The sequence below is a fragment of the Ferruginibacter sp. genome, assembly GCF_014377975.1.
In the GTDB taxonomy this organism is placed as follows: Bacteria; Bacteroidota; Bacteroidia; order Chitinophagales; family Chitinophagaceae; genus Ferruginibacter.
Genome location: NZ_JACMOO010000126.1, coordinates 11,327 through 25,464, shown reverse-complemented (window position 1 = coordinate 25,464; position 14,138 = coordinate 11,327). Strand labels below are relative to the sequence as shown.

General features: G+C 40.4%; 8 protein-coding genes. 5 read left to right on the top strand and 3 right to left on the bottom strand.

What is annotated here, in order from left to right; all coding sequences use genetic code 11:
• Positions 1–32: 32 nt before the first annotated feature.
• The 5 genes from H7254_RS07435 to H7254_RS07415 all read left to right on the top strand — a co-directional run bounded on the left by H7254_RS07435 (position 33) and on the right by H7254_RS07415 (position 5,026).
• Entirely contained in the window at positions 33–995 is a 963-nt protein-coding gene (locus tag H7254_RS07435) for an electron transfer flavoprotein subunit alpha/FixB family protein (protein WP_301932369.1), read from the top strand.
• 132 nt (positions 996–1,127) lie between these two features.
• On the top strand, positions 1,128–1,709 hold the full coding sequence (locus H7254_RS07430; protein ID WP_301932368.1) for a bifunctional nuclease domain-containing protein: 582 nt from the start codon (positions 1,128–1,130) through the stop codon (positions 1,707–1,709).
• 131 nt (positions 1,710–1,840) lie between these two features.
• Complete coding sequence (gene ispE, locus H7254_RS07425; protein ID WP_301932367.1) at positions 1,841–2,671, top strand: 4-(cytidine 5'-diphospho)-2-C-methyl-D-erythritol kinase; 831 nt, start codon at positions 1,841–1,843, stop codon at positions 2,669–2,671.
• 100 nt (positions 2,672–2,771) lie between these two features.
• On the top strand, positions 2,772–4,436 hold the full coding sequence (locus H7254_RS07420) for a S8 family peptidase (protein ID WP_301932366.1): 1,665 nt from the start codon (positions 2,772–2,774) through the stop codon (positions 4,434–4,436).
• Positions 4,437–4,516: 80 nt separating this feature from the next.
• Entirely contained in the window at positions 4,517–5,026 is a 510-nt protein-coding gene (locus H7254_RS07415; RefSeq protein ID WP_301932365.1) for a DinB family protein, read from the top strand.
• 146 nt (positions 5,027–5,172) lie between these two features.
• On the opposite strand, the gene H7254_RS07410 is transcribed toward H7254_RS07415, so the two are convergent.
• From H7254_RS07410 to H7254_RS07400, 3 genes are all read right to left on the bottom strand, one after another.
• Complete coding sequence (locus tag H7254_RS07410) at positions 5,173–7,392, bottom strand: carboxy terminal-processing peptidase (RefSeq protein WP_301932364.1); 2,220 nt, start codon at positions 7,390–7,392, stop codon at positions 5,173–5,175.
• 608 nt (positions 7,393–8,000) lie between these two features.
• Positions 8,001–10,244, bottom strand: a complete 2,244-nt coding sequence (katG, locus tag H7254_RS07405; RefSeq protein WP_301932363.1) for a catalase/peroxidase HPI — start codon at positions 10,242–10,244, stop codon at positions 8,001–8,003.
• A 511-nt stretch (positions 10,245–10,755) separates the two neighbouring features.
• A complete protein-coding gene (locus H7254_RS07400) occupies positions 10,756–14,025 on the bottom strand; it encodes an alkaline phosphatase family protein (protein ID WP_301932362.1) in 3,270 nt (1,089 codons plus the stop codon).
• Between the last annotated feature and the right edge of the window lie 113 nt (positions 14,026–14,138).

Sequence of the window (14,138 nt, the reverse complement as noted above, 5' to 3'; positions counted from 1 at the left end):
TAATTATTAATTTTTAATTATCAAGTAAATATATGAGCATATTAATATTTTTAGACCAGGCAGATGGTCATATTAAAAAGTCCTCTTTGGAGGCTGCAGGTTATGGTGCTGCAATTGCAAAGCAAACAGGCACCGTTGCAGAAGCCCTGGTACTGGGTAACGTACAGGATGATTTAACTACCCTCGGTAAATATGGTATTGCTAAAATACACACTGTAAAAAATGAAGCATTGAATAATGTGGATGCACAGGTGTTTACCCAAATTATTGCGGAAGCCGCAATAGCAATCGGCGCAACAGTAATTGTGTTTTCCAACAACTTTAATGGCAAAGCCATTGCGCCAAGGTTAAGTGTCCGGTTAAAGGCTGGCCTGGTTTCGGGTGCCATTGCGCTGCCAGACACGAGCAATGGTTTTACTGTAAAAAAGAATGTATTCAGTGGTAAGGCTTTTGCCAATGTATTTATCAATACCCCCCTTAAAATTATTTCGCTTAATCCTAATTCTTTCACGGTTGCTATCACAGAAGCAACGGCTGAAGTAGCAGCCTTTGCCGCAACAATAGCGCCTGTAAAAGTACAGGTAACTGCTACCAATAAAGTTATAGGAGAAGTACCGCTCAGTGAAGCAGAAATTGTAGTTAGCGGTGGCCGCGGATTAAAGGGCCCCGAAAGCTGGGGGCTCGTAACAGACCTTGCAAAATTGCTGGGTGCTGCAACTGCCTGCAGCCGCCCGGTTGCGGATATTAACTGGCGGCCACATCATGAGCATGTTGGACAAACAGGTTTAGCCATTGCACCAAATTTATATTTCGCCATCGGCATTTCCGGGGCCATACAGCATCTGGCGGGGGTAAACAGGAGCAAAACAATTGTCGTAATCAACAAAGATCCTGAAGCGCCTTTTTTTAAAGTAGCCGATTATGGAATTGTGGGTGATGCTTTTGAAGTTATGCCTAAAGTCATTGAAGCAGTGAAGCAAATGAAGCATCAATAAATGATTTAATGAGTTATCCAGATAAAAAATTATTAATTTAATTTATAAAGCCTTTCAAATTGTATTGAAAGGCTTTTGTTTTTTATATTTGCAATCAGTTAAATAATTAATTTCCCTTTTGACGATTTGAACATGAAGAAAATTGAATTAGAAATAGTTGCCCTTTCGCACAGCATTACACAAACCCATTCTTACGCTGTAGTGTTGGGTGAAGTGAATGGCTTACGCCGTTTGCCAATTGTAATTGGTGGTTTTGAAGCACAGGCTATTGCCGTTGCACTGGAGCGTATGAGCCCCAGCCGTCCCCTTACCCACGACCTGATGAAAAATTTCATGATGGCTTTTAATGTTGAACTGCATGAAGTAGTGATCAACGATTTGCAGGAAGGAATTTTTTACAGCAAATTGATTTGCAGTAGTCAGAATGATACAGTAGAAATTGATTCTCGCACCTCCGATGCACTGGCCCTGGCCGTGCGGTTTGGATGCAGCATTTTTACATATGAAAATATATTAGACAGTGCCGGCATACTAATGGAAAATGATGAGAAGAAAAAGAAAACTACTGTTCCCATCACCACTGAAACCGGCGGCAAGGATGATCTGCAACGCCTGTCAATAGAAGAACTGCACACCCTTTTAAATGAAGTGCTTGAACAGGAAGATTATATCAGGGCCATTGCCATCAGGGATGAAATAAAGGCAAGAAAATGATGCTTATAATTGATAATAGATAATTTATTAATTGATACTTTAATGCAGAACCATCATTCTCTATCAGTTATTTTAAAAAACCGCAGTTCTTCATTATCAATTATCCTTTAAAACATTATCCATTAAATAAAATGCTTGTTTTTCCTGATTGCAAAATTAATCTTGGCCTGCGCATTCTAGATAGACGAGCGGATGGTTATCATAATATAGAAACCATTTTTTATCCATTGCCCTTCAACGATGCACTGGAAATAATTCTTTCAGATAATAAAGATTTCCTCATTTTCAGCAACTCAGGTTTACCCGTTAACGGAGATAGTGCCGATAATCTTTGCGTGAAAGCTTATTGGTTGTTAAAAAAAGATTTCCCTGAATTGCCCTGTATACAAATGCATTTGCATAAATGTATACCCATGGGAGCCGGTCTGGGTGGCGGTTCTGCCGATGCTGCCTTTACTTTACAATTATTAAATAAACTTTTCAGCTTAAATTTATCTGTATCACAATTAATTGCGTACGCAACGCATTTGGGCAGCGACTGTGCATTTTTTATTATAAATACTCCCTGTATGGCTACCGGCCGAGGCGAATTGCTGGAGCCAGTAACAGCAGATCTTTCTGGCTATATCCTTGCATTGGTTAATCCCGGAATTCATGTAAGTACAGGAGAGGCCTTTTCTGCAGTGCCACTTCATCAGGCCACCAGCAACCCGTTATCATTAGTTGAAATAATCAACCAGCCCGTTAATACCTGGCAAAAATTTTTAGTAAACGATTTTGAAGAAAGTGTATTCAAAACTTATCCCCTTATAAAAGACATTAAGGAACGCCTGTATCAGGTGGGTGCAGTGTATGCAGCCATGAGTGGCAGTGGCAGCAGCGTATTTGCCTTGTTTAGCAAAAAAAATCCTCCCTCAACAAACATTACCCTCCCTTTTTTTGTAAAGCTTATTCCTTTATAAAAAGCTGTTAATAATTATTATAAAGACGATGTATTTTCTCAATCGGTTAGGGTATGTTAATGCTTTTTAATAAATTGCTTCTTAATAAAAAATTTAAACTATGAAGATATGGATAGTAAGCAGTGCTTTGTTGTTTAGCGCTGCAGTATTTGCTCAAAAAACGACAACCGAAATTCCCAAAAACTGGTATCAGCTGGATCGGGCTGCTTCGGGCTATTATGGCATCAGCCTTGATAAGGCGTATGATTTTATAAAAGCAAAAAAACTAAAAAGCAAACAAGTAGTAGTGGCGGTAATTGATAGTGGCGTTGATACCCTGCATGAAGATCTTAAATCAATTTTATGGACCAATGCAAAAGAAATTCCAGGCAATGGTATTGATGATGACCACAATGGTTATATTGATGATGTACATGGATGGAATTTTTTGGGTGGTAAAGATGGGCGAAATGTTAAAGAAGATAGTTATGAAGGAGCCCGTGTTTACACAGCATTAAAAGCAAAATACGGTGACGAAATTCCGGCAGATTCTACACTGACCGCCAGTGAAAAAAATGAAGTGGAATTATATAAAAAAGCAAAAGAAAAAATCGTGGGACAGGTAAATCCTGCTGAAACAGCTTTTTTAAGACAACTATTGCCCGGCTTTTTAAAAGGTGATTCTGTTATAAAAAAAGAAATTGGTAAGGAAGAATACAATTGCACCGACCTTGAAAAATTTACTTCAGTTGATGCAGCTGCAAATAGAACCAAGGCATTCTTACTGCAATTGTGTAAAGCAAACAGCAGTAATGAATTAAGTAATAAACAGATTATTGATGAATTACAGGGAGATTTAAGAAAGGCAGATGCTGCTGACCATGCACCGGAAGAATATAGAAAAGAAATTGTACAGGATGATGAAAATGATATCAATGACCGCTTTTATGGCAACAAAGATATTATGGCGGCCACTCCATTTCACGGTACCCATTGCTCTGGTATTATTGGCGCAGTAAGAGATAATGGAAAAGGAATCCAGGGCATTGCGGATAATGTGCGCATCATGATGGTACGTGCAGTGCCAGATGGAGATGAGCATGATAAAGATATTGCCACTGCCATTCGCTATGCAGTAGAAAATGGAGCACAGATAATCAGTATGAGTTTTGGTAAAGAATTTTCGCCTGAAAAACGATGGGTAGATAGTGCGGTAAGATTTGCAGAAAGCAGGGGTGTATTACTGGTACACGCTGCAGGAAATGATGCAAAAAATGTAGATAGTACAGATAATTTCCCAAGTCCTGTTTATCTTGATAACGGCCAAAAAGCTACCAACTGGATAACGGTTGGTGCCAGCGGTGATCCGCAAACCGGCAGCATTACGGCCAATTTTAGCAACTATGGTAAAAAAGAGGTAGATGTTTTTGCTCCGGGTGTACAAATTTATTCTACCATACCAGGTGGCAACAATTATGGAAATGCGTCCGGTACAAGTATGGCATGTCCTGTAGTTGCCGGAACTGCGGCGCTTTTACTGGAATATTTTCCAACGTTAAGTGCTAAGCAATTAAAATACATCATCGAAAAATCTGCCGTAGCTCCCGATACAGAAGTAACCATTCCGGGAACAACGGATAAAACAAAATTGAGCGAACTATGTGTAAGCGGCGGTTTGCTGAATGCGTATGAAGCCGTAAAATTAGCGGCTACAATACAAGGAGACCGGCAAGCGGTGAACGAAGCATTGCCAAAATCAAAAATCACAAAAAATAAAAAAGGATAATTTAGTTCAGTTTTGAAAAGTATTAATTTAGTGCCGGGTAATTTACCCGGCATTTTATTTTACGCTATAAAAATTATTGTATGTTTAAACCATTCCCGGAAAGTTATCCGCCATATTTTCAAAAATATATTGATCTGGTACCTGATGATGAATTGATGGCAGGTTTTGCCAATCAATGGCCGGTGATAAAAAATTTACTCGATACAATTTCAGAAAATAAATCTATGTATGCGTATGCAGAGAATAAATGGACGTTGAAAGATTTATTGCAGCATGTAATTGATACCGAAAGAATTTTTTGTTTTCGTGCCTTGTGTTTTGCAAGAAACGAACGCAACAATATAGCTGGGTTTGATGAAAATGCGTACGCCGCAAGTGGTACAGCCAATACCAGAAGCTGGCAAAACCTTTCTGAAGAATTTTTAGCGGTGCGCCAGGCAACCGGACTGCTGTTCAAAAGTTTTTCAGCCGACGCATTAAAAAGAATGGGCAGTGCCAATAATATTCCTACAAGCGTTGCCAGTATAGGTTATATAACACTTGGGCACTTCTATCATCATAAAAAAATAATTGAAGAAAGATATTTATAATTTAGAGATAAGTTGATTGGTAAAAATATTTTTTAACCTCTTATTTTCTTCTGCATTTCAAAATAAAATAATAATAAATTTCTTTCTTTCACCAAAAAAAGCCGCTTCAATTGAAGCGGCTTTTTTTGGGTGTTATTTTTTATTAATCAATTCTTTTTAGAAGATTCCGCAGCCCCGGCGGCATTCAATGCAACATTGGTTTGGTTAATCATATTGTTCATTACCTTAACGGTTTCATCAATGTAAACATCTCCTTTAATCCGGTTTAAAAATTGTTTGTTTCTTTCCCGCTTATCTTTATCAGCACCAAAGCCAATTGTATCGGAGGGGCTGTTAAGCACATTCAATTCCTTAGGCAGTTTATACAAACTATCCAGTTGCTTGTAAGCCACTTTCATTTGCTGAAGGTCTGCCTTATATTTCACCAAATTTAAAGACACTTCTTTATCATTCTTTTTGTCAATCCATTCAACCTGTTGTTTCATGTTTTTGAACGTAGGGCTGGTGTTAACCTGTTGGTTGGCTGCATTGATAACGGCGTTAGTGCTGTAAGTACTTACCCATGGGTGATACTCCGCCTTACCAATTTCATCCCAGCTTAAAGCCGCATCATTGTCTTTTTCCCTTGATTTAAAAAATTCGTACCTGTCAGGAATAACCACATCAGGAGTAACCCCTTTTAATTGTGTTGCGCCACCATTGATACGATAAAATTTTTGCAGGGTTAATTTCACAGTGCCCAGATCTTCTGATGTTTTTGCCAATGCAGGATTTTCTGCCTCCGGGTTTAGGGGAATGGTGCGTTGTACAGTACCTTTTCCGTAAGTAGAGGAGCTTCCAATAATGATCCCCCGCTTATAATCCTGTATAGCAGCAGCAAAAATTTCTGATGCGGAAGCACTGCCTTCATCTACCATTACCGTTAACGGGCCGCTGTACAAAATACTTTTATCCCTGTCTTTCCATAAATATGGTTGTTTTTCATCTCTTCCCCTTACCTGGCAAATAGGTCCATCTTCAATAAATAAGCCTGCCATCTTTACTACTTCAGGTAAAGAGCCGCCACCATTTCCACGAAGGTCTATTACAATACCTTCTACGTTCTCTGCCTTCAATTTTACTATTTCTTTCGCTACATCTTCAGAACATTTTGCACCATTGGGCTTTTCAAAATCCATATAAAATTCGGGCAAATAAATATATCCTATTTTATGCTCCCCTTTTATTATAGCGCTTTTTGCAAATGTATCGTCCAGCTTAATTTCTCCTCTTTTTAAACTCACTATTTTAATACTTCCATCTGGTTTGCGAACAGTTAATCTTACTTCAGTTCCCGCTTCAGAACCACGTATTAATTTAACCGCATCGGTAACCGCATACCCTGTAACATCTACTGGCTCTGCGTTTCCCTGTCCAATTTTTATAACTTCGTCGTTCACTCCAATTTCTCCCGATTTCCAGGCAGGCATACCGGTAATAAGGCTGGCGATTTTTATTTTACTTTCGTCTTCTTTTAACTGGGCGCCAATACCATAAAATTTACCACTCATCATTTCGTTAAAACCACGGCTGTCAACCGGGGCAAAATAACTGCTGTGCGGATCCATTTCGCCCGTGATGGCATTTACAAAAACACTGAACAATTCATCGTTGGTATTGTGTGTTTTTAATGTGGTAAAATAACGGTCAATTTGTTTTTTTATCATCCCTCTTGCCTCTCTTTCCAAAGTAGAATCTGCTTTATAAACAAATTTTTCGGGAGCTGCTTTACCAATAGTACCCAAACTATCAGCGGCAACAGCGGTTTGCTTTTTATCTTTATTGGCTTCACGGTCATCCAGCATATCCGCATATTTACTTAGCACCATATACTTTAAACGCTTGCGCCATACTTCTTTTTTATCTGCTTCTGTTTTAGGATAACTCAATTTATCGCCATCCAGTAAAACATTTTCATCTTTTGTATAATCAAAAGGCTTGCTAAGCAAGTCGGCAAAATATTTGGATGCCTGATTTAAGCGACGGGTGTAGCTATCATTGATTGCATAAAAAGATTCAAGTTTGGCACCATGAATTTCATCATCAATCCTGTTATTATATTTAGCAAAACTGTCAATATCAGTTTGAAGAAAAATGCTCTTGTCTGCATCCAGGTCTTTTACAAACCGGTTTAAAACCTGTTTGGAAAAACTGTCGTTGATATTTTTGGGGCTGTAATGTCCTTGCTCAAGTAACAATCCTACATTGCGCAGAATTTTTTCGTTCTTGGTTTTTGGATTGTCTCCTCCCCGTCCCTGTGTTTGAAAAGCCACGAACAGGCTTCCAACTGTAAGTACCAGTAAAACCGGTAGAAATTTTTTACTCATAATAAATTGCTGAATTTTAAGCATAGTATAAAATTAACGATAAAATGATTGTATTTACCGGGTTAACAATTGATTAAGGTGTAATGTTTTCTTAAAACTCGATGAGTGGCAATAATTTTTCTTGATGGGATTGTGACAAAATATTGGGTAAAAAACAAACAGGACCTTCCTGTTGATTAACGCATAAACACTGGGTCCACTACGGTGCATTCTTTGAAGCTTTTATAAATAATCTTAAAAGTTGATACGCTATTCACCATGTAGAAAATATAATTTCTTCTTTTTAGAAATAGCTGCTTTACCCAATAAGTAATTTTTAAATTCTATTTTCCAAAAGCTTCAAATGGGCTTTCTGAAAAAAATTCCAAATAAATTATATAGCAGATAAATGCACCATTTACTTAGGTGGTTTAATTAAACCGTTCATAATCTTTTTGAATTTCTACTGTTAGTATTATCTACCAGGTTATTACCAGGTTCTTAACTTAAAGCTCAAACTAGAAAACAAGCTTGATCCGTTCATTACTACCTTCATTTTTTTATTTCATTTTAAAAGAGGTGACCTGTTGCCAGGTCACCTCTTACTATTAATTACTACGGATACAATATCAGGCCAGATCAAAGCGGTCAAGGTTCATTACCTTGTTCCATGCCGCTACAAAGTCCTGCACAAATTTTTCTTTAGCATCCTCACATCCATATACTTCAGCGATGCTCCTTAACTCTGAATTAGAACCAAAGATCAAATCAATACGGGTACCTGTCCACTTCAATTCGCCGGTTGTACGATCATGACCCCAGAATATTTGTTCGGAATCAGAAGCAGCCTTCCAGGTGGTGCCAATATCAAGCAGATTCACAAAAAAGTCGTTAGTGAGCGCCTCTGGTTTTTTAGTGAACATGCCATGTTTAGACTGATCGAAGTTAATGTTCAACACACGCAAGCCACCAGCCAGTACCGTTAGTTCAGGTGCGGTCAGCGTTAGCAGCTGCGCCTTGTCAATCAGCATTCCCTCTGGTGATGCAGTGTGTATGCTCTTCAGATAATTGCGAAAACCATCTGCAGCCGGCTCCAGTGCGCCGAATGATTCTACATCGGTTTGATCTTGTGATGCATCGGCACGTCCCGGCGTAAAGGGTACGGTAACCGTGTGACCAGCATTTTTAGCCGCCTGCTCAATAGCTGCACAGCCACCTAAAACAATCAGGTCAGCCATAGATACATTCTTATCAGTAGTCTGAGTGCTGTTGAATGTTGTTTGGATAGCTTCCAACGTTGATAATACTTTAGCCAATTGAACCGGGTTATTCACTTTCCAATCCTTCTGCGGTGCAAGCCGGATGCGTGCCCCGTTGGCACCACCCCTTTTATCGGAACCACGAAATGTGGATGCCGATGCCCAGGCTGTGGATACTAATTGGGACACGGATAGCCCGGCCGCCAATAGCTTACCCTTCAATTCAGCAATATCATTACCGTCAATTAGTGGATGTGTAACTTCCGGGATCGGGTCTTGCCATATCAACACTTCATTAGGCACGTCTTTTCCCAGATAGCGGTTGCGTGGGCCCATATCGCGGTGTGTAAGCTTGAACCATGCACGTGCAAAGGCATCTGCCAACTCGTCCGGGTTCTCAAAAAAGTGCCGTGAAATTTTCTCATAATCAGGGTCTACTTTCATAGCAAGGTCACTCGTAAGCATCGTTGGTGAATGCCGCTTTGATGGGTCATGGGCATCCGGTACAGTACCGGCACCTCCACCATCCTTAGGTTGCCACTGGTGTGCACCGGCCGGGCTCTTGGTGAGTTCCCATTCGTAACCAAAAAGATTCTCGAAGTAGTTGTTGCTCCACTTGGTTGGTGTAGCGCTCCATATAACTTCAAGACCACTGGTAATCGTATCTCCTGCATTACCGGTGCCAAAGCTGTTTTTCCAACCAAGACCTTGCTCCTCAATACCTGCACCTTCCGGTTCGCTACCAACATATTTTCCGGGGTCTGCAGCACCATGGGTTTTGCCGAAAGTGTGACCACCTGCTGTCAGTGCTACTGTTTCGTAATCATTCATCGCCATGCGGCCAAACGTTTCCCGGATGTCACGGGCAGATGCCAACGGATCAGGTTTACCATTAGGCCCTTCCGGATTTACATAGATGAGACCCATCTGAACAGCACCGAGGGGATTTTCCAACTCCCTGTCGCCTGTATACCGATTGTCGCCTAACCATTCCTTTTCAGAACCCCAATAAATGTCTTCGGCAGGTTCCCAGACATCTTCACGTCCGCCACCGAAACCGAAGGTCTTTAAGCCCATCGAATCAAGGGCACAGTTGCCGGTAAGAATCATCAGGTCTGCCCAGGAAAGTTTTTTACCGTATTTCTTTTTGATGGGCCAAAGCAACAATCGTGCTTTATCAAGATTTACATTATCGGGCCAGCTATTAAGTGGTGCAAAACGTTGCGTACCTGCGCCGGCGCCACCACGACCATCGGCGATGCGGTAAGTACCTGCACTATGCCAGGCCATCCGAATAAAAAAAGGGCCATAGTGACCGAAGTCGGCTGGCCACCATTCCTGCGAAGTTGTCATCAGCTGAAAGATGTCTTTCTTTACAGCATCCAGATCAAGACTGTTGAACTCGACTGCATAATTGAATGACTCACCCATTGGATTAGAAAGAGAAGAGTGTTGACGAAGGATATTCAGTTTTAACTGATTTGGCCACCAGTCACGGTTCCTTGTGCCTTCGCCGGCACTTTGTTTTAAGGTTCCACCCAGGTAAGGGCATTTGGCCGCTTCTGCTGGATCGTTAACATGAGCTAATATGCTCTGAGATGTGTTGTTTTCCATTTTTAAAAATTAAATATAAATTATGATGAACTTAATACAATTTCTATTAATTAATTAGCTCCATCTGATGTGGCTCTAAAGCTATGGTAAAATTGGAAAGCAGTAAAGCAACGTGATATCAATCAGTCCGCAAAACCTGCCCATGTAAAAACACGGGAATCGTTGTTTTGTTTGATCAATCTGTGAATCTATTTCCCCGCAATTTTACTAAACTTGTAATACGCAGTTCCACGTAAGTTAAGCCTGTAAAAAATAAATTGGTTCAATAATCATCCTTTATCCCTGCCAGCGGCAAAGATAAAAGTAACATTCTTCTACACCGGGTTGAATGACGATTTTATCAAATGGTAACATGATGATTTATTATACTGCTTCTGCCAAACCATCTTCCCGCTTAAAGGAATTTTTCTTTTGCCCTCCATAAGATTTTCAGTTTTTTCAGGAAAAAGAATACCTAATATGTGATCTTGCTCTTTTAACCGAAAATAGTTTTTCATGGCAGGATGCAATATTATTTTCCGCCTGGATATTTCTCCTCTCCCTTTGCATAAAACCAAATGATACGGTTCATGGCATCATCTTCTCCCCCATCTACTTCTTTAAAAACTTCTTCTTTTGATTGTAAAGCATATTTTTTGGCCTTACCCTGCAAGACATTCAGGTCTTTGTTCATCTGGTTCAACGGAACATTATTAGGCAAATAATTATAAGGTGTTGTATTTTTTATGCCCAAAAAACAATCCGTCATAAGGCGTGCGGTACCATCCATCATATTCATGGGGGGCACACCTAAAATTTGCTCAATCGTTCTTAGCATAGAGGTTTGGTTGTAATTGGAAGTTACCAGTCTTCCGCTGCTGTAGGGGCTGATGGTTAAACCAATGGTTCTGTAGGCAGAGATATGATCCCAGCCGCTTTGTGAATCATCCTGCGTAATAAATACCACTGTTGAATCCCAGAATTTACTTTTGGTAATCATATCTACAATCCGGCCAACGGCCAGATCATTGTCAGCTACCATGGCATTGGGTGTAGGAAAACCAGGTGATGTGCCTGCACTGTGATCATTGGGCAGTGATACTATCATCAGGTTGGGAAGATTTCCTGTAAGTTCATATTGTTTCCAGTCCTGAATAAAAATATCTGCCCGTTGCTGGTCGGTAAAATTAATGTTATCACAATCAGGGTAAGTGGGATGAATGACGGGACGTATTCTAGCAATGGTTGTACCGTTGTACCAGTCTGGCTGGGTACCGGCTTTGTAGTCAGTATAAAGACTGAGCCAGTTTCTTTTTTCATCGTACTGCGTTTTGCAGGCTTCGCCATAAATACGCACCGTCTTGCCATGATCCAAAGCCTGGTTCCAGATAAAACCATTTTTGTTGTATACCAGGGCATCATCCTGGCGGTGAGGATAGCTTCTTATCCAGCTCCGCACATTCCTTTCCACATAATCGGATACCATGCCTGCATCCGTCCATTGGTGTCCTTCTGCAGAACACTTACCTGAGGCATAGTAATCATCCAGCCAGCCATATTTATTAGCAAGGGCATGCATATTGGGTGTAACCTTTTCTCCAAAAATACAAAGCGAAGCATCATTTCTGCCCAACGGTAAATCGCCAAAAACCTGGTCGTAGGTTTTATTTTCCTTGATGATATAAATGACATGCTTAAATACAGATGGTTCTCCCAGCCGCTCTGGTACTGGCACAGGGGCCAGCCCTTCCCGGGGTGGCAACTGCAGTTGTTCGATTCTGTTCAGCATGCTTAGTTGTGCCACTTCCTGAGTATAGGCAGACAATACAGTTTTATTTGGATAGGGTATAATGCTTACAGAAGCCAGTTGGTTATGAATTTGCCGGGCATTTTTTGCGGAGTTAATTACATTGGCTCCATCCGATTCCAGGTTGGTAACTACCAATTGTTTATTTGTCAAAAACAAACCACCAGGGTAAGCTTCTGTTGGTATATATCCTGTAATATAACTACTGCCCTTGCCGGAAACAGCCGCATTTTTCCCCAAGCTAACAATTGCTATTGCATTGTCAAAACCATTGGCAACATACAGCATTGTATTATCCTCATTTAAAACCAGCGCATTGGGACTGCTGCCCTGTAAACTATTTTTACCTTTCAGTAATCCCACATCAATCCAGTTTGCCACCGTATTTTTTTTTGTATTGATTACAGCAATGGCATCGCTGGAAGAATTGGCTATATAAACAAACCTGCCATCCCTGGATGCGATGATTGCATTTGGTTGCAGGCCAACATGAATATCCTGCAAACTTTTACCGGATGCCGCATTTAAAACAGATACACTTCCTCCGGCAGTTGCACCCGTACATGGATCGGTGTAAGCCAGTCCCCACGGCACTCCTGCCCTTTCTTTCAAACTATCGGTGGCTGTGCTGCCTGCCCAGTTAGATATATATAAATTACCATTGGCTATGGCAATGCCATAGGGTGCTACCCCGGTGGCTGATTTCCAGACAATGCTCTTATCGCTCCACCTGAATTTTACCACTTCATTATTACCATTTAATGCAACATAAAAATATGCACCATTTTTTTCTTTTGATACAATTACCTGATTAGGGATGGCACTGGAAGCGGATGCTGTTTTTTTCAATGATACTGCAGAAATATGCTGGAAACCATTTGCCCATTCAGCAATCATAATGGCGGAAGACCCGTCATCGTTGTTGGTTGCACCCCACAAAACCCATACTTTTCCTTTCAACATAAATGAACAAATACCGGAATAGGTACTAATATAATTTTTGTACTGCGGCATATCAGAAAAACTCCAGCGGCCAATAATTTTTTTATTCACAGCATCCAATGCCATGATGCCATACCGGTCTTCCACCACCAGCTTTCCGTCTTTGTTTAAAGAGGCTATATCCAGTGCATGATTTTCTAAATCTGGATTGCCAAATCGGATTACTTCCCCCGCCGAATGCAGAATGCGGTTAAAAGGCATCAGCCGCAAAGAATCATTGTGCCTCCGCAGAAAATCGCCCAATGCTTCGATGTGATCGGTGTTAATAAAATCTACTTTCAGTTGTTCCATTACTTTCCATGCTGTAGCAACATCCGGACAAGCATAAAAACGTATTGGTGTATGTGAGCTGTGTGCCCTGCTGATCATTGCGGTTAAAGCAATGCGGGCCGAATCTGGTAATTCACCCACTCCATTCCAGTGACTGTGCTCCTCAAAATCTTCACTCAGCATCGCAATTTTAGTTAAGTCTTGTTTGCTGTAAGTTTTATTAGCATCCCCGTCAAACCAGATATAAGATGGATAATTTTTAAACAAATTTATATCCGGGCGGTTGCCGGTGATCACTATCTTAATAGTTTTATTTTGAATGATGGCCGGATAATGCTTCAATAAATCTACCAACGCATTCAGGGTTGAAATTGGCTGTGTTTTAATGTCAATCAGCAATTGCAGTTTCCGGCTGCTGTCTTTATAAACATACCCGCCATTGCCAGCAATACTAACTACCAACGGATCAAGATACAAAGCCTGCAGTGTATTTTTTACAATTAATTTATCGGAATCATGCCCTACAATTAAGATTCCGTTTCTTAAATGTATATCTGCCTCCATAGATCCAAACTGTTCGTTGTAGGCCTGAAAATAAGGACTGTGCTGGTTATAATCATTGTGCGAATGGGCATTGGCTACCGTGTACACAACTGGCTGCGCAAACACAACCGTAAAAAAACAATTAACAAACAGCAACAAAAAAGCGGGTAATAATTTCATACATCAATTTATCAAAATTAAAAAAGATAACCTGCATTATGGCAGACTATCTTTTAATAATAATTTTTTAATGCTTTAATCCAAACTTTTAAATGTGGTGAGCGTAAACACCT